This is a genomic window from Paraburkholderia terrae, from assembly GCF_002902925.1.
GTDB lineage: Bacteria > Pseudomonadota > Gammaproteobacteria > Burkholderiales > Burkholderiaceae > Paraburkholderia > Paraburkholderia terrae.
The window spans coordinates 346,146-370,203 of the sequence record NZ_CP026113.1 but is presented as its reverse complement, the minus strand read 5'-3'; the positions used below and the strand labels follow the sequence as shown (position 1 = coordinate 370,203).

The 24,058-nt window shown below is 62.1% G+C and carries 18 protein-coding genes and 1 pseudogene; 10 read left to right on the top strand and 9 right to left on the bottom strand.

Annotated features, from left to right (window positions below):
- The first annotated feature begins 54 nt into the window (after positions 1–54).
- The 3 genes from C2L65_RS31400 (at position 55) to C2L65_RS31390 (ending at position 2,258) form a co-directional block, all read left to right on the top strand.
- On the top strand, positions 55–303 hold the full coding sequence (locus tag C2L65_RS31400) for a hypothetical protein (protein ID WP_042315156.1): 249 nt from the start codon (positions 55–57) through the stop codon (positions 301–303).
- Positions 304–570: 267 nt separating this feature from the next.
- Complete coding sequence (locus C2L65_RS31395) at positions 571–1,560, top strand: GlxA family transcriptional regulator (protein ID WP_233446685.1); 990 nt, start codon at positions 571–573, stop codon at positions 1,558–1,560.
- Positions 1,561–1,679: 119 nt separating this feature from the next.
- A complete protein-coding gene (locus tag C2L65_RS31390) occupies positions 1,680–2,258 on the top strand; it encodes a DUF4337 domain-containing protein (protein WP_042315157.1) in 579 nt (192 codons plus the stop codon).
- A 9-nt stretch (positions 2,259–2,267) separates the two neighbouring features.
- Here C2L65_RS31390 and prpR read toward each other — a convergent pair whose 3' ends face one another.
- Positions 2,268–4,217 (bottom strand): propionate catabolism operon regulatory protein PrpR, encoded by a 1,950-nt coding sequence (prpR, locus tag C2L65_RS31385; RefSeq protein WP_042315158.1) that lies wholly within the window; start codon positions 4,215–4,217, stop codon positions 2,268–2,270.
- A 198-nt stretch (positions 4,218–4,415) separates the two neighbouring features.
- Here prpR and prpB point away from each other — a divergent pair, with 198 nt between their 5' ends.
- The 4 genes from prpB (at position 4,416) to prpF (ending at position 10,572) form a co-directional block, all read left to right on the top strand.
- Positions 4,416–5,309 carry a methylisocitrate lyase gene (gene prpB, locus C2L65_RS31380; protein ID WP_042315160.1) on the top strand — a complete coding sequence of 298 codons (894 nt, stop codon included), beginning with the start codon at positions 4,416–4,418 and terminating at the stop codon, positions 5,307–5,309.
- A gap of 20 nt (positions 5,310–5,329) precedes the next feature.
- Positions 5,330–6,499, top strand: coding sequence for a bifunctional 2-methylcitrate synthase/citrate synthase (prpC, locus tag C2L65_RS31375; protein ID WP_103254609.1), 1,170 nt, complete (start codon positions 5,330–5,332; stop codon positions 6,497–6,499).
- Positions 6,500–6,756: 257 nt separating this feature from the next.
- Positions 6,757–9,354, top strand: coding sequence for a Fe/S-dependent 2-methylisocitrate dehydratase AcnD (acnD, locus tag C2L65_RS31370; protein WP_042317307.1), 2,598 nt, complete (start codon positions 6,757–6,759; stop codon positions 9,352–9,354).
- A gap of 36 nt (positions 9,355–9,390) precedes the next feature.
- A complete protein-coding gene (gene prpF, locus C2L65_RS31365) occupies positions 9,391–10,572 on the top strand; it encodes a 2-methylaconitate cis-trans isomerase PrpF (protein ID WP_042317309.1) in 1,182 nt (393 codons plus the stop codon).
- A gap of 955 nt (positions 10,573–11,527) precedes the next feature.
- Here prpF and C2L65_RS31360 read toward each other — a convergent pair.
- The 4 genes from C2L65_RS31360 to C2L65_RS31345 form a co-directional block, all read right to left on the bottom strand.
- The gene (locus tag C2L65_RS31360; protein ID WP_042306762.1) at positions 11,528–12,457 is read right to left on the bottom strand and encodes a dihydrodipicolinate synthase family protein; all 930 of its coding nucleotides are present in this window, start codon (positions 12,455–12,457) and stop codon (positions 11,528–11,530) included.
- Positions 12,458–12,501: 44 nt separating this feature from the next.
- Positions 12,502–13,851, bottom strand: coding sequence for an MFS transporter (locus tag C2L65_RS31355; RefSeq protein WP_042306760.1), 1,350 nt, complete (start codon positions 13,849–13,851; stop codon positions 12,502–12,504).
- Positions 13,852–14,046: 195 nt separating this feature from the next.
- On the bottom strand, positions 14,047–15,636 hold the full coding sequence (locus tag C2L65_RS31350; protein WP_042306759.1) for an aldehyde dehydrogenase (NADP(+)): 1,590 nt from the start codon (positions 15,634–15,636) through the stop codon (positions 14,047–14,049).
- 11 nt (positions 15,637–15,647) lie between these two features.
- On the bottom strand, positions 15,648–17,381 hold the full coding sequence (locus tag C2L65_RS31345; protein WP_042306757.1) for an IlvD/Edd family dehydratase: 1,734 nt from the start codon (positions 17,379–17,381) through the stop codon (positions 15,648–15,650).
- A gap of 166 nt (positions 17,382–17,547) precedes the next feature.
- Here C2L65_RS31345 and C2L65_RS31340 point away from each other — a divergent pair, with 166 nt between their 5' ends.
- Positions 17,548–18,498 carry a LysR family transcriptional regulator gene (locus C2L65_RS31340; RefSeq protein WP_007589404.1) on the top strand — a complete coding sequence of 317 codons (951 nt, stop codon included), beginning with the start codon at positions 17,548–17,550 and terminating at the stop codon, positions 18,496–18,498.
- A 28-nt stretch (positions 18,499–18,526) separates the two neighbouring features.
- On the opposite strand, the pseudogene C2L65_RS31335 reads toward C2L65_RS31340, so the two are convergent.
- Together C2L65_RS31335 and C2L65_RS31330 are read right to left on the bottom strand one after the other, a co-directional pair.
- Positions 18,527–18,619, bottom strand: a pseudogene (locus C2L65_RS31335) (short-chain dehydrogenase); the annotation flags it as partial.
- Positions 18,620–18,632: 13 nt separating this feature from the next.
- Entirely contained in the window at positions 18,633–19,478 is an 846-nt protein-coding gene (locus C2L65_RS31330; RefSeq protein ID WP_042306753.1) for an ureidoglycolate lyase, read from the bottom strand.
- A gap of 370 nt (positions 19,479–19,848) precedes the next feature.
- Between C2L65_RS31330 and C2L65_RS31325 the strand changes: the two genes are divergently transcribed.
- Complete coding sequence (locus tag C2L65_RS31325; RefSeq protein WP_156132279.1) at positions 19,849–21,051, top strand: hypothetical protein; 1,203 nt, start codon at positions 19,849–19,851, stop codon at positions 21,049–21,051.
- 118 nt (positions 21,052–21,169) lie between these two features.
- Here C2L65_RS31325 and C2L65_RS31320 read toward each other — a convergent pair whose 3' ends face one another.
- Together C2L65_RS31320 and C2L65_RS31315 are read right to left on the bottom strand one after the other, a co-directional pair.
- Positions 21,170–21,799, bottom strand: coding sequence for a cysteine hydrolase family protein (locus tag C2L65_RS31320; RefSeq protein ID WP_042306749.1), 630 nt, complete (start codon positions 21,797–21,799; stop codon positions 21,170–21,172).
- 95 nt (positions 21,800–21,894) lie between these two features.
- Positions 21,895–23,307 carry an amidase gene (locus C2L65_RS31315; protein WP_042306748.1) on the bottom strand — a complete coding sequence of 471 codons (1,413 nt, stop codon included), beginning with the start codon at positions 23,305–23,307 and terminating at the stop codon, positions 21,895–21,897.
- Between the two features lie 168 nt (positions 23,308–23,475).
- Between C2L65_RS31315 and C2L65_RS31310 the strand changes: the two genes are divergently transcribed.
- The gene (locus C2L65_RS31310; protein WP_042306746.1) at positions 23,476–24,051 is read left to right on the top strand and encodes a TetR/AcrR family transcriptional regulator; all 576 of its coding nucleotides are present in this window, start codon (positions 23,476–23,478) and stop codon (positions 24,049–24,051) included.
- Positions 24,052–24,058 lie beyond the last annotated feature (7 nt).

Below are 24,058 nucleotides of genomic sequence, written 5' to 3'. Positions count from 1 at the left end.
CAAGATCTGTCCTTCGAACGTTTTGCAATTAGATACACGCCCCACGGAACCGACATGAGCCTCACATCCAACCAGCAGGACAACTTCGGCAGCGCGCTCCACATGCTGGTGAGCCAGCAACGCAACACGCTACGGACCCTACTCGCGCTCTCGGACTCAACGCGCCACCACGACGCTGCGTCCGCCCGCGCGGCACTGGCCGAAATCTTTCACGCCGCCGAGCAATGCCATTCGACCTATCAGGCGATGCTCGTCGAGATCATGGGGACGCAGAAGGAAGGCTGCGTTTCGCGCGAAAACTGAAAAGACGTCAGCCAACCGTCAGCGAGTGATCTGCAGATTGGCGCATGCGTGTGAATGCGCGATTGACTGTCATGGGGGAGCACTGCTGTTCTTCGGACATACATCGCGTTGCGTGCGCTCGCCCACATTCGCTGATCGATTTATCGAGGCAGCATGGCTTTTTAGCGAGTGAACTGGAGCCTTCCTCGCATAGGCATCGCGCGGAATGCTTCCGTATCGGAGTCGGTCCTCGAGGTTCTGGTCCTGTTCATTCAGGTTGGGGAAGAAATGATGTCGACACGTCCGGCTCCAAGACCCGAAACGCAAGCTTCCGATGGCACGGACGTCATTCCCCGGCGACTGCGGCGCGTCGCTGTCGTGCTGTTCGACGGCTTCGACCTGCTGAGCGCCAGCGTCATCGCCAATGCATTCGAAGCCGCGAGCGAGCTGTCGGCGCGCGGCCCCATCCAGTGGTTCTATCAGATCACCACGCTTTCCGACCACGACGGGTATATCGCCAGTTCCGCCGCGTTGCTCGTCAGCGCCGAAACATTCGATACGCACGCCGGCCATGAATTCGATGCGATCTTTGCGATTGTCGGCGCCGACGCGTGCATCGACGCACGCTCCGCGCCGCTGATTGCGTGGATCAACCGCGCGCGCTCGAAGGCGGCCGACGTGCGGCTCGTCGGCGCGCCGCTGCCCGGTCTCGATGGTCACGCGTGCAGCGAACCGAATGGATGGGAGCGCGATTCGCAAGCGAGCGCGGCGCGCCTTTCCGGCGAATGCAAGACGAGATCGCAAAGTCTCCACGACGCGCTCACGGGCGCGCTGAAACTGATTCGCCGCGACATGGGCGACAGCATGGCGCGCCGCGTGGCCGAGCGCCTGTCGATCTGCTCGCACGACGTGCTCAACGCGATCTTCGAGGACGTGGTCGGCAGCACACCGGCGGAGAAAGTGCGCGCGGCCGCGCACTGGCTGCAGGACAATTGCCGCCGTCAGGTCACGATAGAAGACGCGGCACAGGTCGCCGCGATGAGCGAACGCAGCCTCCTGCGTCACTTCAGAAGCGAACTCGGCATGACGCCTTCCGACTATCTGATGCATGCGCGGCTACAGGTCGTCTGCAATCTGCTGATCGAAACCGACCTGCCCGTCGACAAGGTGGCGAAGCGCGCCGGCCTGACCAGCGGCGACCATCTCGCGCGCAGCTTCCGGCGGCATATGAAAACTTCGCCAACCGAGTATCGCGCGCAGCGCAGGCTGCAATGCTGAATCGCGCGTTCTCCCCTGCCTCGTAGCGAATTCGCCAGGATACAACACCTGCTTTTTGCCGCTTTTTTACCTGGCGCACGCTGCGGTATGCTGGCGGCTTTTCGACTTCTCCAACCACGATGTCAGACGAATACGAAGTGCATGGCCCGCATGATCATGCGATCGAGCATGCAGGCGGCCACGGCAACGACAGCAACGCTTCGCGCCTCGCTGTCATGACGGCCATCCTGGCGAGCGTCGGCGCGATTGCCGCTTATCAGAGCGGCGCCAACGAAAACCAGGCGCTCTTCTTCAAGAACGAGGCGGCGATACTCAAGACGGAAGCCGCAAACCAGTGGGCCTACTATCAGGCCAAGGGCGAAAAGCAGAATCTCGCCGAACTGGGCGCGGCGCTGACCGATCCGGCGTCATCCGCGCACGCGAAGTTCATCACCGACACGCAGCGCTACAAGACCGAGAAAGAGCCGATTCGACAGCAGGCGGAGACGCTCGAAAAGCAGGTAAAGAAGGACAATGAAGTAAGCGAGGCGTTGCAGCATCAGCATCACCGCTGGGCGCAGGCGACGACGCTGATTCAGATCTCCATCGCGCTCGCCGCGATCACGCTGCTCACGAGAAAGCGCTGGTTGCAAAAGCTCACGATCGGTATGGCCGTCGTGGCAGTCGGTCTTTTTGGCACCGCGTTGATGGGCTGGTAAGCACGCTGCTCATTGAATTGCGTTCAGCTTGCGCCACAGCGTGGTCTTGCTGATACCGAGTGCCTTGCACGCTGCGTCGCGATCGCCGCCGCACGCAGCCAGCATCGCGCGTATTTCGTCCGCCTGGACGTGACGGCTGCGCTCGCGCAACGTCAACGCATCCTTCTTTTGCGACACCGATGACGCGACCAGTTCGGGCGCGACGACATCGAGCATCTCGCGCGTGAACACGTCGGCGGTGTCGCCTTCCGTGTCGGCGAGTTCGACGGCGATCCGCTCGATCACGTTCTGCAACTCGCGCACATTGCCGGGCCACGCATAAAGGCGCAACGGCTCGCCGATCTGCCCGAGCACCCGCGTCGCGGCCTGCAAATCAGGGACGCGCGCCACCAGCCTCGGCTCGCGCGCGGCCGCCTGCAACAGCAGTTCGGCGGCGAGCGGCAATACGTCCGTCGTGCGCTCGCGCAACGGCGGCAGCGCAATGCTCAGAATGTTCAACCGGTAGTAGAGATCGGCGCGAAACGTCCCCGCCTCGATACCCTCCGTCAGCGCGCGGTGCGTCGCGGCGACGACGCGTATGTCGACACGCGTTGGTTCCGTCGAACCGAGCCGCACCACTTCGCGTTCCTGCAACACGCGCAGCAGCCTGCTTTGCAGCGGCAACGGCATCTCGGCGATTTCATCGAGAAACAGCGTGCCGCGATGCGCCGCTTCGATCAAACCCGCCTTGCCGCCCTTGCGCGCGCCCGTGAACGCGCCTTCCTCATAGCCGAACAGCTCGCTCTCCAGCAAGGCCTCCGGAAACGCGCCGCAGTTAATCGCGACGAACGCGAAGTCGCGCCGCGCGCTCAGCCGATGCATGCTCTGCGCGACCATTTCCTTGCCGGTGCCGCTTTCGCCGAGTATCAGCACGGTCGCATCGGACTTCGCGTAGCGCCGCACCAGCGTCCGCACGCGTTCGATCGACGGACATTCGCCGACCAGGTCGTCGAGCCGGTAGCGCGCGGTGAACTGCTGCCCGCGCTGCCGCGAACGCAGCGTGCGGTCGAGCCGTTCGACGGCACGCGATTCCTGGAACGTCAGCACCGTGCCCGCCGCGTGACCCGCGCCCGCCAGCGGCCCGCGATGCACGAGATAGCTCGCGCCGCGTACGGACACCAGCGTATCGCCGTCGGCATCGGGCAGCGCGCTGGCGAGATCCGGCGCGAGCTTCTGCAACGGAACGCCCGCGGCGCTCGCGGCGTCGATGCCGAGCACGTCCGCAAGCCGCTGATTGATCGCCTCGACGCGTCCCTGCGCATCGAGCGCGACGACGCCATCGCGCAGGTGCTGCAACAGGTTATCGAGGCGCTGACGCCGCACGCCCTCGGCGCGCGTAGCCTGCGCGACGTCGAGGGCGGTATCGAATGCGCTGCGCACCGACGTGCGCGAGTACAGAAACACAGCGCCCATGCCCGCGCGCTCCGCGAGATCGGTCACATGCCCGGGCCCGACCACGGCATCGACGCCGCGTTCGTGCAGCTCGCGCACGCAGTTCTCCGCGTCTTCCGTCGAGCGGTACGACGCGAAGATCACGTCGATGCCGTAAGCGGCCGTGAAGCGCTTCACCTCGTCGGGCGTTTCGCCGTGCGTGACGAGCGCCACCGAATCGCCGTCGCGCCGCGCGCGGGCGAGCGCCTGCATCACGTCGAAGCCCGTCGGCGTGATTGCGACGACGGGCACGTTGACGCGCCCTTTCAGATACGCGGCATTCGAGCCGCCGGCGACGATCACGTCGGGACGCTCGGCGCCCGCGGCGTCGATTTCCTGCATGGCGTCGTCGAAGCCGCGCGCGACCACGCGCAGGTCCGCGCGGCCCGCGTACTCGCTGGCGATATCGACGAACAGGTCGCGCAAGCGGCTGATACCCATCGCCCAGATGCGCGGGCGTGGGTTCGAAGCGGTGGACGGCGTGCTCATCGAAGCGATCCGGTTCAAAAAACGGCGGGGCCTTCCATTATGCGCCTCAAATTTCACAACAGAAACTGCGGGTTTCACTTTTGAAATTTCCACGAACGCTCGTGCGGTTGTGTGCCTCGCAAAATCAGAGACTTAGCGACATAACGCTGCATGGCACGCCACTTGCAGATATAGCCGCGCAAACAACGGAGCCTCACTGTGAACTCAGCCAAACAACCCACCAGCGCCGGCGCGGCATTCCGCCAGGCCGTCGCAGAAGGACAACCGCTGCAGGTTGTCGGCGCGATCAACGCGTACGTCGCAAAGATGGCCGAAGCCGTCGGCTTCAAGGCGCTGTATCTGTCGGGCGGCGGCGTCGCCGCGAACTCGCTTGGCGTACCCGACCTCGGCATCAGCACGATGGACGACGTACTGACCGACGCCCGCCGCATCACCGACGCCACCAACCTGCCGCTGCTCGTCGATATCGACACGGGCTGGGGCGGCGCCTTCAACATCGGGCGCACGGTCCGCTCGTTCATCAAGGTGGGCGTCGCGGCCGTTCACCTCGAAGACCAGGTCGGCCAGAAGCGCTGCGGGCATCGCCCGAACAAGGAAGTCGTCGCGACGGAAGAGATGGTGGATCGCGTGAAAGCCGCTGTCGATGCGCGCACCGACGACCAGTTCGTCATCATGGCCCGCACCGATGCAGCCGCCGCCGAAGGCATCGACGCCGCGATCGAGCGCGCCGTCGCGTATGTCGAAGCAGGCGCGGACATGATCTTCCCCGAAGCGATGAAAACGCTCGACGACTATCGCCGCTTCAAGGCCGCCGTGAAGGTGCCGATTCTCGCGAACCTGACCGAGTTCGGCGCGACGCCGTTCTTTACCACGACGGAACTGCGCGAAGCGAACGTCGACATTGCGCTTTACTGCTGTGGCGCGTATCGCGCGATGAACGCGGCGGCGCTCAACTTCTACGAGACCGTGCTGCGCGACGGCACGCAAAAAGCCGCCGTGCCGACGATGCAAACGCGCGACGATCTCTACAAATACCTTGGCTATCACGCGTACGAGGACAAGCTCGACGCGCTGTTCGCCGCACACAAGTAATGGCACCTGGAGGAAGACACATGAGCGAAGCAGACAACGGCGCAACGAGCGCGGGCGCATTCAAGCCGAAGAAATCCGTGGCCCTGTCGGGCGTGACGGCGGGCAACACTGCGCTGTGTACGGTCGGCAAGACCGGTAACGACCTGCACTACCGCGGCTACGACATTCTCGATCTCGCGGGCGCCTGTGAGTTCGAAGAGATCGCGTATCTGCTCGTACACGGCAAGCTGCCCAACGTCGCCGAACTCGCCGCTTACAAGACAAAGCTGAAAGCGCTGCGCGGCCTGCCCGCGAACGTGAAGGCCGCGCTGGAATGGATTCCCGCAGCAGCCCACCCGATGGACGTGATGCGCACGGGCGTCTCCGTGCTGGGCACCGTGCTGCCCGAAAAAGACGATCACAACCTGCCGGGCGCGCGCGATATCGCCGACAAGCTGATGGCCTCGCTCGGCTCGATGCTGCTGTACTGGTATCACTACTCGCACAACGGCAAGCGGATCGAAGTCGAAACCGACGACGATTCGATCGGTGGCCACTTCCTGCATCTGCTGCATGGCGTGGAGCCGCCGAAATCATGGGTCGATGCGATGCACGTGTCGCTGAATCTGTACGCGGAACATGAATTCAACGCGTCGACGTTCACGGGCCGCGTGATCGCGGGCACGGGCTCGGACATGTATTCGGCCATCACGGGCGCGATCGGCGCGCTGCGCGGCCCGAAGCACGGCGGCGCGAACGAGGTCGCGTTCGAGATCCAGTCGCGCTACCAGACGCCGGATGAGGCAGAAGCCGACATCCGCCGCCGCGTCGAAAACAAGGAAGTCGTGATCGGCTTCGGACACCCCGTGTACACGATCTCCGATCCGCGCAACAAGGTGATCAAGGAAGTGGCGAAGAATCTGTCAAAGGAAGCGTCGAACATGAAGCTGTTCGATATCGCCGAGCGGCTCGAAGGCGTGATGGCCGACGCGAAGAAGATGTTCCCGAATCTCGACTGGTTCAGCGCGGTGTCGTATCACATGATGGGCGTGCCGACGGCCATGTTCACGCCGCTCTTCGTGATCTCGCGCACGTCCGGCTGGGCCGCGCACATCATCGAACAGCGCGTCGACAACAAGATCATTCGACCCAGCGCAAATTACACGGGCCCGGACGATCTCGCGTTCGTCCCGCTTTCGAAGCGCGCCTGAGTGAGCAAGTAGACTCCTGGAAGTGCGGTGCGAGAGCCGCAATCCTGTTCGGCCTTGGTTCGGCATACCCGCGAGCCAAGGCTGCTTTTTATGCGCCTTTTAAGTTTGCGCCGCTACACCCGGCGCCCGCTGAAGCGCTACACTTCGCAAGAAACACGTGGACGGCAAGCCGGCCACCACACGGAGCCATGTGTGCCGAAGCCGCGACACGGCATCGCACGCGGGCTCACGATCAATATCGCATGTGTCCCTACGCCATGAATACTGCACACCGCAAACCGCTGCCCGGCACTTCGCTGGATTACTTCGACACGCGCGCCGCGATCGACGCGATCCAGCCAGGCGCTTATGACAAGCTGCCGTACACGTCGCGCGTACACGCCGAGAACCTCGTGCGCCGCTGCGATCCCGCGACGCTGACCGATTCGCTGCGGCAATTGATCGACCGCAAGCGCGAACTGGATTTTCCGTGGTTTCCGGCGCGCGTCGTGTGTCATGACATTCTCGGTCAGACAGCGCTCGTCGATCTCGCCGGACTGCGCGATGCGATCGCCGATCAGGGCGGCGACCCGGCCAAGGTGAACCCCGTTGTACCCGTTCAGTTGATCGTCGATCACTCGCTCGCTGTCGAGTGTGGCGGCTTCGACCCCGATGCGTTCGCGAAGAACCGTGCAATCGAAGACCGGCGCAACGAAGACCGCTTCGACTTCATCAACTGGACCAAGAAGGCATTCAAGAACGTCGAGGTGATTCCGCCGGGCAACGGCATCATGCACCAGATCAATCTGGAGCGGATGTCGCCGGTCATTCATGCTGCCGATGGCGTCGCGTATCCCGATACGCTCGTCGGCACGGACAGTCACACGCCACACGTCGATGCGCTTGGCGTGATTGCCGTGGGCGTCGGCGGCCTGGAAGCGGAAAACGTGATGTTGGGCCGCGCATCGTGGATGCGCTTGCCGGATATCGTCGGCGTCGAGCTGTCGGGCAAACGTCAGCCGGGTATCACCGCAACCGATATCGTGCTCGCATTGACGGAATTCCTGCGTAAAGAAAAAGTAGTCGGCGCGTATCTGGAGTTCCGCGGCGAGGGTGCATCGAGCCTCACGCTCGGCGACCGCGCGACGATCTCCAACATGGCGCCCGAATACGGCGCGACGGCCGCGATGTTCTTCATCGACGAACAGACCATCGACTATCTGCGCCTTACGGGCCGCGACGACGCGCAAGTGAAGCTCGTTGAAACGTATGCGAAAGCGGCTGGTTTGTGGGCCGATTCGCTCAAGAACGCCGAATATGAGCGCGTGCTCAGGTTCGATCTGTCGACGGTCGTGCGCAACATGGCGGGTCCGTCGAATCCGCACAAACGCCTGCCGACGTCTGATCTCGCAGAACGCGGCATCGCCGGCAAGTGGGAGGACGTGCCGGGGCAAATGCCCGATGGCGCTGTGATCATCGCGGCAATCACGAGTTGCACGAACACGAGCAATCCGCGCAACGTTATCGCTGCGGCGTTGATCGCGCGCAATGCGAATGCTCGCGGTTTGACGCGCAAGCCGTGGGTAAAGTCATCGCTGGCGCCGGGATCGAAGGCCGTCGAACTGTATTTGCAGGAAGCAAACCTGCTGCCCGATCTGGAGAAGCTCGGCTTCGGTATCGTCGCGTTTGCGTGTACGACGTGCAACGGCATGTCGGGCGCACTCGATCCGAAGATCCAGCAGGAGATCATTGATCGCGATCTGTACGCGACGGCCGTGCTGTCGGGCAACCGCAACTTCGATGGCCGCATTCATCCGTATGCGAAGCAGGCGTTTCTCGCGTCGCCGCCGCTCGTCGTCGCGTATGCGATTGCGGGGACGATCCGCTTCGATATCGAGCGCGATGTGCTCGGCACCGACAAAGACGGCAAGCCGGTTTATCTGAAGGACATCTGGCCGAGCGACGAAGAGATCGACGAGATCGTCAGGCAGAGCGTGAAGCCGGAGCAGTTCCGCAAGGTCTACGAGCCGATGTTCGCCGTGACGGCCGCGAGCGGCGAACCGATCAGCCCGCTCTACGACTGGCGCGCGCAAAGCACGTACATTCGCCGTCCGCCGTATTGGGAGGGCGCGCTGGCTGGCGAGCGCACGTTGCAGGGCATGCGCCCGCTCGCCGTGCTCGGCGACAACATCACGACGGACCACCTGTCGCCGTCAAACGCGATTCTTGCGAACAGCGCAGCGGGCGAATACCTCACGAAAATGGGCTTGCCCGAAGAGGACTTCAACTCTTACGCGACACATCGCGGCGATCACCTCACCGCGCAACGCGCGACGTTCGCCAATCCGACGCTGGCCAATGAAATGGCTGTCGTGGATGGACAGGTGAAGAAGGGATCGCTGGCACGCATCGAGCCGGAAGGCAAGGTCACGCGCATGTGGGAAGCCATCGAAACCTACATGGACCGCAAGCAGCCGCTCATCATCATCGCGGGCGCGGACTATGGCCAGGGCTCGTCGCGCGACTGGGCGGCGAAAGGCGTGCGGCTCGCGGGTGTCGAGGCGATCGTGGCGGAAGGCTTCGAGCGCATTCACCGCACGAACCTGATCGGCATGGGTGTGCTGCCGCTCGAGTTCAAGCCGGGCGTGAACCGGCTCGCGCTGGGTATCGACGGGACGGAGACGTATGACGTGATCGGCGAGCGCAAGCCGCGCGCGGATTTGACGCTGGTGATTCATCGCAAGAACGGCGAGCGCGTTGAAGTGCCCGTCACGTGTCGTCTCGATACCGCGGAAGAAGTGTCGATTTACGAAGCGGGCGGCGTGCTGCAGCGCTTTGCGCAAGACTTCCTGGAGTCGTCGAAGGCAGCGGCCTGAGACGGATCGTCATCAGATTCAACAGGATCACAACACATGGCACACGCACCTCAGATCAAGATTCCCGCCACGTATATGCGCGGCGGCACCAGCAAAGGCGTGTTCTTTCGCTTGAAGGATTTGCCCGAAGCGGCGCAAGTGCCGGGCACCGCGCGCGACGCGTTGCTGCTGCGCGTGATCGGCAGCCCTGATCCTTATGGCAAGCAGATCGACGGCATGGGCGGCGCGACGTCGAGCACCAGCAAGACGGTGATCGTCGCGAAGAGCAGCAAGCCGGATCATGATGTGGATTATCTGTTCGGTCAGGTATCGATCGATAAGCCGTTTGTCGACTGGAGTGGGAATTGCGGGAATCTGTCGGCGGCTGTGGGACCGTTTGCGATTTCGGGTGGACTTGTCGATCCTGAACGTGTGCCGGATAACGGTGTTGCTGTCGTGCGGATCTGGCAGGCGAACATTGGCAAGACGATCATTGCGCATGTGCCTGTTTCTAATGGCTCCGTGCAGGAGACAGGGGACTTCGAGCTCGATGGCGTGACTTTTCCTGCTGCGGAAGTGCGGCTCGAGTTTCTGGACCCTGCTGCGGAAGAAGAAGGTGCGGAAGGTGCAATGTTCCCGACGGGTAATGTCGTCGATGATCTGGAGGTGCCTGGCGTCGGCACGCTCAAGGCGACGATGATCAATGCTGGTATTCCGACCATCTTCGTTAATGCCGAAGCGATTGGTTATACGGGTACGGAGTTGCAGGACGCCATCAATAGCGACGACGCGGCGCTGAAGAAGTTCGAGACCATTCGTGCGCATGGGGCGCTGCGGATGGGGCTGATCAAGAGTCTCGATGAGATCGCGACGCGGCAGCATACGCCTAAGGTGGCGTTTGTGGCTGGGCCTTCTGGTTATGTCGCTTCGAGCGGCAAGGCTGTTGCTGCTGATGATGTCGATCTGCTCGTGCGCGCTATGTCGATGGGGAAGCTTCATCACGCGATGATGGGGACGGCGGCTGTTGCTATTGGCACGGCAGCGGCTATTCCTGGCACGCTGGTGAATCTTGCCGCTGGCGGTGGCGAGCGCGAAGCTGTGCGCTTCGGGCATCCTTCGGGGACTTTGCGGGTTGGTGCGCTGGCTACGCTCGAGGACGGCGAGTGGGCCGTTAAGAAGGCTGTTATGAGCCGGAGTGCTCGGGTTTTGATGGAAGGGTGGGTTCGGGTGCCTGGGTGATTTGTCTGCGACGCTAAGCCGGGGTATTCGTTGGCATTCGGGTTTGGTCTTGCGACGGCATCCGCGGTTTGCTACTTCGCTGGCATCCGCATTTTGCCTTCGCGGTGCGGGCGTTGCCGGTTGGTGTGTTTGCCTTTGCACTGGCATCCGCGTTACGGTGTTTGCCGTTCACGCGTCGCCCAGTGTGTTTGCCTTTTCGCTGGCATCCGCGATTTGTTAGCGTGCTTCAAGCGTCGCCCCTGTGCGGGGCGGCACCTACTTTTCTTTGCCGCCGCAAAGAAAAGTAGGCAAAAGAAAGCGGCTAACACCGCCAGTTCTTGTGTTTGCCTGAGGGCCCCCACAGGGTCCTACGCTTCACACGGCAACGCCCTGATTTGATGTTAGCTGCCAACGCTTTGAATGAACGCCTCACCCACCTCACACACCCGTACACGTGTTAGCAGCAGCGAACGGCATGTGCCGCCCAGGTGGCAAACTGTGTGTAGGTCGTCGCGGCGTATAGGGTAGCGCTCTTACGGGGTGGGACGCGTGCGTTATCGGTCTGGAGTGAGGTGCGTGCGGTACTACGGCCTACACACAGTTTGCCACCTGGGCGGCGGTGGACTATCTGGCACGGCATGCCGGATTGTGGGTGCGTGAAGCGGGTGAGGCGCACTGCAAGTGCGTTGGCAACGAGCGCGAACAGGAAGGTTGCCGTGTGAAGTGAGGGACCGGTTGGGGGCCCTCAGGCGGGAACAAGGATTGGCGGTGTTAGCCGCTTTCTTTTGCCTACTTTTCTTTGCGGCGGCAAAGAAAAGTAGGTGCCGCCCCGCACAGGGGCGACGCTTGAAGCACGAAGGCAAAGCGCGGATGCCAGCGCAAAGGCAAAACAACCAAACCGCTTGAACGGCAAACACCGTAACGCGGATGCCAGCGCAAGGGCAAACACACCGGCCGCCGCTAACGCGCTAACCCATCACTTCCCCCACCGCAACACCAACGGATCAAGCCTCCGCGCAATATCAATCAGCTCAGCCCGCGTATCGGCATGCATCGCCGGCAGCGGATGCCGCGGGGCCTCGCATGCGATCACACCACCCTCTTTCATCAGCGCCTTCGCCGCGAGCAGCCCCGTCTGACGGTTCTCATGATTGATCAGCGGCAACCAGCGCTGATACTGCGCAAACGCTTCATCACGTTTGCCTTCGCGGAACGCTTCGAGAATCGGGCGAATACCGTCGGGATAGCCGCCGCCCGTCATCGAGCCCGTCGCGCCCGCGTTGAGATCCGCGAACAGCGTGATCGCCTCTTCACCGTCCCACGGACCTTCCACGGCGTCGCCGCCAAGGCGGATCAACTCGCGCAGCTTCGCAGCCGCGCCCGGCGTCTCGATCTTGAAGTACGACACCTGTTCAAGCTCACGCGCCATCCGCGCAAGAAATGCTGCCGACAGCACCGTGCCGCTCGCGGGCGCATCCTGAATCATGATCGGAATATCGATGCCGTCCGACAGCCGCGCGTAGAACTCGTAGATCTGCGTCTCGGGCACGCGGAACGTCGCGCCGTGATACGGCGGCATCACCATCACCATCGATGCGCCCTGCTCCTGCGCCCGGCGGCTGCGCTCGACGCACACGGCGCTGCTGTAGTGGCTCGTCGTCACGATGACGGGCACGCGGCCCGCAACGTGTTCGAGCATCACGCGCGTGAGCGTTTCGCGTTCGTCGTCGGACAGTGCGAACTGCTCCGAGAAGTTCGCGAGAATGCACAGGCCGTCCGAGCCCGCGTCAATCATGAAATCGACGACGCGCTTCTGGCTTTCCAGATCGAGCGCGCCCGTTTCGGTGAAGGTGGTCGGCACCACAGGGAAGATGCCGCGATAACGTGGAGTGCGTTGTGAGGTCATGACTTGGGCTCCGCTATAAATGTTTTGAACGGGTCACATGCGCATCAGCGCGCATGCGCCTTCGGTTCGGGCAACGACGCCCGCACGACGAACGTAATCACGACGGCGAACAGCAGCGTCGCGGACAGGAAGTACAGGCCAGACGCGAGGCTGCCCGTCGCATCCTTGATCAGACCGATGCCGTAGGGCCCGACGTAGCCGCCCAGATTCGCGAGCGAATTGATCGTCGCGATGCCGACAGCCGCGCGCGCACCCGACAGAAACTGACCGGGCAACGCCCACACTACGGCCTGAATCGAATACAGCGAGAACGCCGTCAGGCAGATAAACAGGAATTGCAGCGCGGGCGTGTGCGTCCATGCGCTCAACGCCATCGTAATCGCCGCAACGCCGGACACAACGACGATATGCCAGTACCGTTCACGCTTGCGATCCGAATGACGCGGCACGACACACAGTCCCACCACCGCGAACAGATACGGAACGGCGGACAGCAGGCCTGTCACGGCATCGGTGACGCCGAAAGCCTTGATAATCGTCGGCAGCCACAACGACAACCCGTAGATGCTCAACGGAAACGGCAGAAACAGCAGCGCGAGCAGCAACACGCGTTTGTCCTTCAGCGCCGCAAGCGGATTGCCGTGCGACTGCAATCCATACGACGCGCTATCGGCGGCGAGTTCGCGTTCGATCCACGCGCGGTCCGACGCCGCAAGCCACTTCGCATTCGCGGGCGACTCGGGCAGCACGCGCAAGGTCGGCACGCACAGCAGCACGGCGGGCAAGCCGCTCAGCACGAACAGCGTCTGCCAGTTCGACAGGCCGAATACGCCGTGCGTCGACAGCACGAAGCCCGCGACCGGTCCCGTCACAATCCCCGCAAGCGGTTGCGCGAGTACCAGCAAGCCGATGATGCGCGCGCGATGCCGCATCGGAAACCACTTCGTGAGGAAGTACAGAATACCCGGGTACAGGCCCGCTTCCGCCGCGCCGAGCAGAAAGCGCAGCACGTAGAAGCTCGTCGGACCGCTGACGAGCGACATCAGCATCGTGATGACGCCCCACGTGAACAGAATCCGCGCGAACCATACGCGTGCGCCGAAGCGTTCGAGCGCGAGGTTGCTCGGCACTTCGCACAGAAAATAGCCGATGAAGAATAGCCCCGCGCCGAGGCCATAGGACGCGTCGCTAATGCCGACGGCCGCGTTCATGTGCAGCTTCGCGAAGCCGACCACGGAGCGGTCGATGTACGCGACGACGTAAATCAGCGCGAGAAACGGAATCAGCCGGCGAACCAGCAGATTCATGATCCGCTGTTCGTCGGCGAGCGCCGCGCCCGTTCCCGCATCGACTGCGGGCGCGGCCTGCTGCGCGCTGGCGTAGGGTGTAGTCATTGCTATGTCTCCTGTCGACCAGAGTTGGAGCTTCAGCTCCTTACTCTGGTCCCATGCAAAGCTTCGACCAGAGTTGGAGCTTTAGCTCCTACTCTGGTCCCATGCAAAGCTGTCGACCAGAGTTGGAGCTTCAGCTCCTTACTCTGGTCCCATGCAAAGCTATGTCGTTATGTTCTGCGTCGAGGTATAGCGTTCTTAACCAGCCGTTCGCTCATGCCGCCCGGCGAACCGTCGATGCACGCCAAGCGGATTCGCATCGCGCAACGCTTCAGGCAACAGCGCGGCAGGCAAGTTCTGATAACAGACAGGCCGCATGTAACGCTCGATCGCCGCCGTACCGACGGACGTGCTGCGCCCATCGGATGTCGCGGGGAACGGGCCGCCATGCACCATCGCGTCACAGACTTCAACGCCCGTCGGAAAGCCGTTCGCGAGAATGCGGCCCGCTTTGCGTTCGAGAATCGGCAGCAACGCTTGCGCGGCGGGTTGATCGGCGTCGTCGAGATGCAGCGTAATCGTCAGTTGCCCTTCGATACGGTTCAACACCGTGCGCAACTCATCAGCGTCGGCGCATTCGACCAGCACGCTGCACGGACCAAACACTTCGTCGGCCAGCGTGTGATCCGCGATCAGACTCTTCGCACTCACGCGGAACAACACCGCTTGCGCGCGCCGGCTGCCCGCTTCGGGCGCCTTGCCGCGCGCCAGCGTCGTCACAGCGGGATTCGCCGCGAACCGTTCGATGCCTGCCTCGTAAGCGCGCAGAATGCCGCCCGTGAGCATCACGCCCGCTTGCACGCCATCAACGCTTTGCGCGGCGGTTGCAGCGAAACCCTCGAAGCCTTCGCCTGCGACGCCGAGCATCAAGCCCGGATTCGTACAGAACTGCCCACAACCCAGCGTCACCGATGCAACGAAATCGCGCGCCAGCGTCTCGGCGCGCGAGGCCAGCGCAGCAGGCATTAGCAGGTTCGGGTTCACGCTGCTCATTTCCGCGTAGACGGGGATCGGCTCCGCGCGCGCGTTGGCAATCGCCATCAGCGCGCGTCCGCCTGCACGCGAACCCGTGAAGCCCACGGCCTTGATCGACGGGTGCGCGACGAGCGCCGCGCCGACTTCATGGCCCGCGTCGAACAGCATTGAGAACACGCCTTCAGGCAGTTCCGCGTGACGCACGGCGTCCTGAATCGCGCGGCCCACGAGTTCCGACGTGCCCGGATGCGCCGGATGCGCCTTCACGACAACAGGGCAACCCGCTGCGAGCGCGGCCGCCGTATCGCCACCCGCGACCGAAAACGCGAGCGGAAAATTGCTCGCACCGAACACGGCAACGGGACCAACGCCGATACGCTGAAAGCGCAGATCGGTGCGCGGCGGTTGGCGTTCGGGCAACGCGGGTTCGATGCGCGCATCGAGCGCGTCGCCGCTGCGCACGAGCGTTGCGAACATGCGCAACTGGTTCGCCGTGCGCGCGCGCTCGCCTTCGAGACGCGCTTTCGGCAAGCCCGATTCGCTCATCGCGCGTTCGATCAGCGCATCGCCGAGTGCTTCGATGCACGCGGCGATATCGTCGAGAAAACGCGCGCGGCGTTCGGCGGGCAGCGTACGGTAGGCGTCGAATGCGCTTTCGGCCAACGCGCACGCTTCGTCTACATCGCCTGATTTCGCGCTGTAGTACGTCGGCGCTTGCAGCGCCTGTTCCGTTGCGGCATCGACGGCATGAAACCCGGCGCCTTGTCCGCGCCGCGCGCTTGCGCCAATCAGCAGTTCACCTGTCAGGTTCATTCGCTCTCTCCTCAATGTGAATGGCGTGGCACGTCTGCGCCCCGGCAACCGACGAGGAAGTCCAGATCGCAACCCTCGTCCGCCTGCAATACGTGATCGATATACAGCCGCTGATAGCCGCCGCCGGCGGGCATCTCGGGCGGCGTGTGGCTTTCGAGTCGGCGCGCCAGTTCTTCGTCGCTGATATCGACACGCAATGTGCCCGCATCGCAATCCAGTTCGATCCAGTCGCCGTCCTGCACGGCGGCGAGCGGGCCGCCATCTGCCGCTTCCGGCGTCACGTGCAATACGACCGTGCCGTATGCCGTGCCGCTCATCCGTGCATCAGAAATGCGCACCATGTCCTTCACGCCCTGACGCAACAGCTTCGGCGGCAAACCCATGTTGCCGACTTCGGCCATGCCCGGATAACCCTTCGGTCCGCAGTTCTTCATCACGAGCACGGAGTTCGCGTCGACGTCGAGCGTTTCATCGACGATGCGCGCCTTGTAATGCTCGAAGTTCTCGAACACGACTGCACGGCCGCGATGCTTGAGCAATTCAGGCGTCGCCGCCGACGGCTTCAGCACCGCGCCGCGCGGCGCGAGATTGCCGCGCAGCACGCGGATGCCGCCGTCCTTCACGAGCGGCTTGTCGAGCGGACGGATCACTTCGTCGTTGTAGATGGGCGCATCCATCACGTTGTGCCATAACGCCTTACCGTTCACCGTCAGCGCGCCTGGATGCGGCAGCAGATCCGCTTCGCCGAGACGCCGCAGCACGGCGGGCAGGCCGCCCGCGTAATAGAACTCTTCCATCAGAAAGCGGCCCGACGGCATCAGGTCGACGATGGTCGGCGTGTTACGGCCGATCCGCACCCAGTCGTCCAGATCGAGCTGCACGCCGATGCGTCCTGCAATCGCCTTCAGGTGAATCACCGCGTTGGTCGAACCGCCAATCGCCGCATTCACGCGGATCGCGTTCAGGAACGCTTCGCGCGTGAGAATCTTCGACAGCGTGAGCCCTTCATGCGCCATCTCGACGATCCGCATGCCCGACATGTGCGCGAGCACATAGCGGCGCGCATCGACAGCGGGAATCGCCGCGTTGTGCGGCAGCGACGTGCCGAGCGCTTCGGCCATGCACGCCATCGTCGAGGCCGTGCCCATCGTGTTGCAGGTGCCCGCCGAGCGCGACATGCCCGCTTCCGCCGACAGGAACTTGTGCAGATCGATCTCGCCCGCCTTCAGCGATTCGTGCAACTGCCACACGGCCGTGCCCGAACCGATGTCCTTGCCGTCGAGCTTGCCGTTCAGCATCGGCCCGCCCGTGACGACGATCGCTGGCACATCGCAACTCGCCGCGCCCATCAGCAACGCGGGCGTGGTCTTGTCGCAACCGGTCAGCAGCACGACGGCATCGATCGGGTTGCCGCGAATCGCTTCTTCGACATCCATCGCCGCGAGATTGCGCGTGAGCATCGCGGTGGGGCGCAGATTCGATTCGCCACTGGAAAACACGGGGAATTCGACGGGGAAGCCGCCTGCTTCGTAGATGCCGCGCTTCACGTGCTCGGCGATCTTGCGGAAGTGCGCGTTGCACGGTGTGAGTTCCGACCACGTGTTGCAGATGCCGATGACGGGCCGGCCATCGAATTCGTGATCGGGGATGCCCTGATTCTTCATCCAGCTTCGATACATGAAGCCGTTCTTGTCGGCCGTGCCGAACCATTGGGTCGAGCGCAGCTTCGTTTTCTTATCCGACATGCTGACTTCCTGAAGACAAGTGCTGATGTGTGCGCAACCGTTTGAGAAGGGACGAATGGTGGTTGCGGATCATGGGGAAAAAGAGAAGTCTACGAAGCGGTCTGATATCTTTCTAATGAAAATTGGCACCGAACTGATATCGCTTTAATTATTGGTATTAACCCTTATGCTCGATTCGAACCCCTGGTATGTCCGTACGCGGCTGAAGACGCGGCAACTGCTGCTGCTCGTCGCGCTCGACGAGGAAGGCAATATCCACCGCGCCGCCGACGCGCTGAGCATGTCGCAGCCCGCCGCGTCGAAGCTGCTGCGCGAACTCGAAGAAATGCTGGATGCGCCGCTGTTCGAGCGGATGCCGCGCGGCATGCGGCCTACGCTCTACGGCGAGGTGATGATTCGCCACGCGCGTTCCGTGGTCGGCAGTCTCGATCAGGCGCGCGAGGAAGTGCTCGCGCTGAAGTCCGGGCAACTCGGGCGCGTGGCCGTCGGCACGATCACGTCGCCCGCCGTCAGCCTGCTGCCCGCCGCGATTGCGCAGGTCAAGCAGCATCATCCTGGCTTGAGCGTGAGCGTCGAGATCGACAGCAGCAACGTGCTCCTCGAAAGCCTCGCGCAGGACAAGCTCGACCTCGTGATCGGCCGGCTGTCCGTTGAACATGACAAGTTGCATCTGCGCTACGAGCCTCTCGCTGAAGAACAGGCGCTCGCCGTCGCCCGTTCGGGTCATCCGTTGCTGGCGGCGCAATCGCTGACGCTGGCGGATGTCGTCGACGCATCGTGGGTCGTGCCGCCCGCGCAAAGCGTGCTGCGCCATCGCTTCGAGCTGATGTTCCAGCGTCAAAGCCTCGCGCCGCCGTCCAACGTGGTCGAAAGCGCGGAACTGCTGTTCGTCACGAGCCTGCTGTCGCAAAGCGACATGCTCGCCGTGCTCGCCGCCGAGGTCGCGCATTACTACGCGGCGCACGGCCTGCTGTCGATCCTGCCGCTCGACATGCCGCTGCGGATGGACGACTTCGGCATCATCACGCGCACCGGGCAGTTGCTGTCGCCCGCTTCGACGCAAGTGGTGCGCGCGTTGAAGCAGGTGGCGGGCGAGCTTTACGGCGCGATTACGTGACGCTCAATACGTGGCGCGGCCGCCGGACAGATCGAACAGCGCGCTGCGCAACTGCATAGCCGATGCCTTGCGCGCCGCCCGTGATGACGGCAGCACGCTGCGTGATGTCGTACTGGTTCATCAGCGCGCTCCCTTTATGCGGCAACGGTGCGTTGCTGCTGCTCGCCAAGTCCTTCAATGCCGAGGCGCATCGTCTGACCTGCGCGCAGATAGACGGGCTCGGGCTTGTGCCCCATGCCGACGCCCGGCGGCGTGCCCGTCGAGATCACGTCGCCTGGTTGCAGGCTCATGAAGCGGCTCAGGTACGAGACGATCTGCGCGACGTTGAAGATCATCGTGCTGGTGTTGCCGTTCTGATAACGCTTGCCGTCCACTTCGAGCCAGAGGGCGAGGCGCTGCGGATCGGGGATTTCGTCGGCGGTGACGAGCCACGGGCCGATCGGGCCGAACGTGTCGCAGCCCTTGCCCTTGTCCCAGGTACCGCCGCGCTCGATCTGATATTCGCGTTCGGAGACATCGTTGACGACGCAATAGCCGGCGACGTGGCTGAGCGCATCGGCTTCGTCGATATACGTGCCACCCTTGCCGATCACGACGCCCAGTTCGACTTCCCAGTCGGTCTTTTGCGAGCCGCGCGGAATGCGCACGTCGTCATTCGGACCGACGACCGCCGACGTCCACTTGCCGAACACGACAGGCTCGCTCGGTACGGGCAGATTCGATTCCGCGGCGTGGTCCGCGTAGTTCAGCCCGATGCAGATGAACTTGCCGATGCGACCCACGCAGGCGCCAATGCGCTCTTTAGCGGAAACGATGGGGAGCGACTCGATATCGACCTGGCGCAGGCGTTCCAGCGATTCGGGCAACAGCGTCGAGCCCGCGACATCGTCGATCACGCTGGACAGATCGCGTATCGCACCGTGGCGGTCGAGAATGCCGGGCTTTTCATGACCTGGGGCGCCATATCGCAGCAATTTCATGTGATTCCTCGTTTCCAGTTGACTGAGCTACATTGCGTCTGCCGCACAATGTAGGGAAACGGGACGGGGTTGAATAATGAAAGCTACTGCGCGGGCGATAACTTCTGGTTATCCTGGGGTGATCCTTTATCGAGTGCGGACTGTGAAAAACTCAAGGATTGTTTCTGGCTGCACGCGACAGCGTACGTCCAAAAATCATGGCAGCAAGGGCGAGCGGCGTCTATATTCCTTGAAGCAGTCAAACCAAGCCCCGGATCGCAGCGCAGTCCACCGCTCTTGCAGTGACAGCTCATGCTGTCACAACAGGCAAGGTGGGTGACAATAGCGCGGTTTAGGCAGATGAACTTTCTCTCTTGGACCGGGAGGCAATGTGAGCGTTGACTATCATCGTCGAGTTCTCTCAAATTGCCTGACATCGGTTGCCAAAAGGAACCTTAGCTGGAACGACGTTAGGCCACTGATCGAGAATTGGTGGCAATCCTACAAGCTCTGGGAGGCGAAAGACGAATTTAACGTAGCCTTCCGACGCAGCCGGATGTCAGTGCGAACTTTTGATCCCAATTTCGCGCTTAACGTGAACAAACGCCTGGGCTTAAGCGACGTCAATACGTTCAACGTGAGCGCAGAGGATCAAAGGTTTTTCAAGGACTCTTCGTACGGGGAGCGGCTTGCTGGCCAGGAGCTACAGGACGCCGCCGAAAAATTCAGGGGGCACGAGGCCGCTGCGCGCAAATGGGCGGCGGAAAGAGGTGTCCCCAAGAGCGGCGCCTACTGGGCAGACCGGGGCATCGACAGCAAGTCGTTTGCGGATCCGGCGAACTTTGTGAATCGTGAGGCGAAGTACGACGCGGGACTCCACGATCTGAGCGCAAGCCTGCTCAACGGTGAATTGACGATTTTTGAGCAGGTTCACAACAACGAAAACCACGCACACTTCTCTTTTGTGCCTCTGTCAGAGCCGGAGGATCAGCGCATGATGTTCACGCTCATCCGGTTTGCAAAAACAATGAGGCCATACTGGCCAGAGATGTATGCCCTGATTATGGAATATCGGGGAAAAATGACGCGTGTCAAGTTGGCCCAGAGTTTTGACATGGGCGCGGGTTACATCGCGATTCCGGTTACCAACCCCGTGCCGGGGGAGCGAGAATTCAAGCTGCGTTATGGCTTGGTAAGCAAGGTTTCTATCCTGGCGGAGGATGCATCCAATTCCGCCGTCACGCCCGCCGCAGCGCCCGCAGCCGTGCGCGTCAACAGCGACGCGCCGCCCCCTCCAAGCGGCAAACCAATGAAGAAGCTCGCCAAGACCGTCAATTTAAATGATAGATCCGCAACGGTGACACCCGAGGTATATCAAGCGCGACAGCAAGCCGCGCTGGATTACCGGAGCATCCTTGTGCGCAAGAAAAAGAACGAAATTGTCATCGCGCTACGTCAGCACGCAGGCAACTTTCCAGTCTATGCAGAGCGTATCGGGGATACTCTTGCATGCTACAAGATCGTCGGTGGTAAACAGGTATGGACGGGCTATGCGATTTCAGAACGCGGGGTGATGTCTTTCAAGAGCCGATAGCCAGGTCGATAGCCAACAATGTCTCTTCACACAGACGACGCTCCGACCGGATGCCAAAGCAGTATCCAACGATGAACATGCGAACCAATCGCCGCCTGCCCGTTGACACACTTCTGCTTCACATCTTTCCGTGCGCACGGAGATTGGAATAGTAGATGTTGTCGCACGCAACGTGGACTGGATCATTCAGATTTTCCACCCACTCGTCGGTCGACATCGTTGCCGCATACGTGGACTCCATAATGACGGTAATGATGCGATGCATCTCCTCCGCGCTCGCGCGGCCCGCCTTGTTCTCATATGACAGCGAACCCGCCGCATCTGGCAAGAACTCGACGCGAAAGCCCTTGTGCATGGCTTCGCGTATCGTGGCGTCATTGCAGTTTTGCGTCATGTAGCCGATGACTGTCAAAGTATCGATCTTGTGTTCCTTCAGCCAGTCTTCGAAGCCGGCACCGGAAAAGGTGCTTGGCAAGACTTTGGTAATGACGCAGTCGTGAGGGCGGTCCGCAACGTCAGGATGCAATTCCACGCCAACGCTACCCTCTGCGAATATGGGTGCATCAGCGGGCAAGACATGCTTCACAAGCACGACGGGAACACCATGCGCATTGGCGGCGTCAATCGCTTTGGCGATATTCGGCAGCGACGACGCGACAGGTGGGTATTCGATACGGAAGTTACCTGTGATGTATTCATTCTGTACATCGACGACGATCAACGCGCGGCGTGGTGCTTGCTTTGACATGGTGCTACCTCTGGAAAAGAGGCCGTCGGCTAAGCGACGGCCAATGATTGACGATGGTTAAACTGCTCTGGAGCGTTGAAGGATCGCGGCCCGACTCAGATGTTTGACAGGTCGGGATGAAGACCACGCACGGGACTCACCGCTTCCAGCAACGAGGCGAGGTGCAGGAGCGTCGACTCCGCCAACCACGGTGCTACGAGTTGCACGCCGACGGGCAGCCCTTCGCGGCTCGTACCGAACCGCAGCGTCAGGCCCGGAAGCCCGGTCACATTGAGGGGCGCAGTTGCAGTCATGACGTGCAACGAAGATACCGACTGACCATCGATGTTGAATTCCGCGGCGTCGTGCGCGTGCGCCGGCACCGGCGTCACCGGGCAGAGCAATGCGTCGTAGCGCTGGAAGTACTCGGCGAAGCCGTCGCGCAGTTGTTCCGCCTTCTGCTCCGCGTCGACGAAATCGGCGATCGAAGTGTCCGGCGTGTCATAGACCGCCTGGACGTGTTTGAAGATCTTGTCTTCGTGCCCGGCCGTCACCTTCCGAAAGGCAGGCTTCGTTTCCATGACCTGAAGTTTCCAGAGCAACTCGAGCGCGTTGATCTGTTCGAGCACGGGAATACGCACCGGCTCCACGGTCACGCCCAAACCTTGCAGCGCTTCGGCTGAGGCTTGCACGGTAGCCGCGACGTCGGCGTCCACGGGCGCGAAAGCATCGATGAGCAAGCCCACCCGAAGCGGCCGGCCCGGTGTGGATCCCACGCCGGCATCCAACGTGAGCGGGGCCGTTGAAAAACCGTCCGCGCCGTCAGGACCTCCCAGCAGCGAATAGGCGAGCGCGATGTCGCGAACGCTCCGTGCAATCGGACCGATGTGCCAGAAACGACGGGGCACGCGCGGCCAGATACCCGTCATGGGAATCCGCCCGTGCGTGGCTTTGAGACCGACGACGCCAGTCAGGGCCGCCGGGCCGCGCACGGAGATTGCGACATCGGTTGCGAGACCGATCGGCGACATCAGTGCTGCGACGGCCGCAGATTCCCCACCGCTCGATCCGCCCGGCGTGCGATCCAGATTCCAGGGGTTTCTCGTGCGTCCCGAAAGCAGGTTATCGGTTTCAATCCAGAAAGAAAATTCGGGATGGTTGGTTTTCGCGAGCAGGATGCCGCCCGCCTTCTTCATGCGGACCACGCTGGTTGCATCGGTATCGGGCACGCGGCCCTTGAAGATAGGCGAGGCACGTTGCGTCAGCACGCCGGCGGTGTCGATGGAGTCCTTCGCCGTGAAGGGGACGCCATGCAGCGGCCCAAGTTCTTGACCTGCCATCACCGCGGCTTCCGCGACTCTCGCGTTGTTGAGAGCGTCGTCGGCAACCGTGACGATTGCATTGATCTTGGGATCCACTGCACTGATGCGGTCGAGATGCGCCTGCATGACCTCTACCGGCGAAACTTCTTTGGTACGGATCAGTTCAGCGAGCCTGGTTGCGTCTTGGGAGATGAGTTCGGTGGACATAACGGAGCCTTTCAGAGTGTCGGGAAAGTAACGGGCAAAGTCAGAAACTAATCCTGCCTAACGTTTGTTAGGCCGAAGATTAGGCGCTATAATTCGCCTTGTCAACATGCTTTGAGCTGCCCGGATGTACGATTCCGAGGCTGCTTGTCTTCATCGAGGGGGAAATTCGTGGCGAACGAGCCCGGTATCAGTTCCAGTGACAAAATCCTGGCAGTCGCGACAAAGATTGCGCAGGCGCACGGCTATGGCGGATTGAACCTCCGTACCCTCGCGGAAGAAGTGGGTATCAAGGCTGCGAGCCTCTATCATCATTTCCCAAGCAAGGCTGACCTCGCCGCCGCAGTTGCAAAGCGTTACTGGGAAGATGCGGCGGCGGCGCTGGAAGTGCTGTCGGCAGAGACGCCCGATGCGGCCGATCGCCTGCGCAAATACCCGGGGACGTTTCGCGTCGCGCTGGAGAACGACAATCGCATGTGTATGGCCAGCTTCATGACAGCGGAATATGACGACTTGCCCGACATCGTGAAGAAGGAGGTCCAGACTTTTACTGACGTCAACGTCGCGTGGCTCGGCAAGACGCTCGTGGAGGCGGAAATCGTCGGTCCCAGGGACGCTAAAAAGCGGGCACGCGCCATATTCGCCGCGGTCGCGGGCGCGCAACTGATGGCGCGAGGCCGCTCCGATATCAAGCTCTTCGATGCCTTGATCGAGAGCTACCGGGCGGCCGGACTTTTACCGGCATAGGAATGAA

Coding starts and splice junctions, on each gene's coding strand:
- C2L65_RS31400 (WP_042315156.1), top strand. CDS start 55: ATGAGCCTCACATCCAACCAGCAGGACAACTTCGGCAGCGCGCTCCAC.
- C2L65_RS31395 (WP_233446685.1), top strand. CDS start 571: ATGATGTCGACACGTCCGGCTCCAAGACCCGAAACGCAAGCTTCCGAT.
- C2L65_RS31390 (WP_042315157.1), top strand. CDS start 1,680: ATGTCAGACGAATACGAAGTGCATGGCCCGCATGATCATGCGATCGAG.
- prpR (WP_042315158.1), bottom strand. CDS start 4,217: ATGAGCACGCCGTCCACCGCTTCGAACCCACGCCCGCGCATCTGGGCG.
- prpC (WP_103254609.1), top strand. CDS start 5,330: ATGAGCGAAGCAGACAACGGCGCAACGAGCGCGGGCGCATTCAAGCCG.
- acnD (WP_042317307.1), top strand. CDS start 6,757: ATGAATACTGCACACCGCAAACCGCTGCCCGGCACTTCGCTGGATTAC.
- prpF (WP_042317309.1), top strand. CDS start 9,391: ATGGCACACGCACCTCAGATCAAGATTCCCGCCACGTATATGCGCGGC.
- C2L65_RS31360 (WP_042306762.1), bottom strand. CDS start 12,457: ATGACCTCACAACGCACTCCACGTTATCGCGGCATCTTCCCTGTGGTG.
- C2L65_RS31355 (WP_042306760.1), bottom strand. CDS start 13,851: ATGACTACACCCTACGCCAGCGCGCAGCAGGCCGCGCCCGCAGTCGAT.
- C2L65_RS31350 (WP_042306759.1), bottom strand. CDS start 15,636: ATGAACCTGACAGGTGAACTGCTGATTGGCGCAAGCGCGCGGCGCGGA.
- C2L65_RS31345 (WP_042306757.1), bottom strand. CDS start 17,381: ATGTCGGATAAGAAAACGAAGCTGCGCTCGACCCAATGGTTCGGCACG.
- C2L65_RS31340 (WP_007589404.1), top strand. CDS start 17,548: ATGCTCGATTCGAACCCCTGGTATGTCCGTACGCGGCTGAAGACGCGG.
- C2L65_RS31330 (WP_042306753.1), bottom strand. CDS start 19,478: ATGAAATTGCTGCGATATGGCGCCCCAGGTCATGAAAAGCCCGGCATT.
- C2L65_RS31320 (WP_042306749.1), bottom strand. CDS start 21,799: ATGTCAAAGCAAGCACCACGCCGCGCGTTGATCGTCGTCGATGTACAG.
- C2L65_RS31315 (WP_042306748.1), bottom strand. CDS start 23,307: ATGTCCACCGAACTCATCTCCCAAGACGCAACCAGGCTCGCTGAACTG.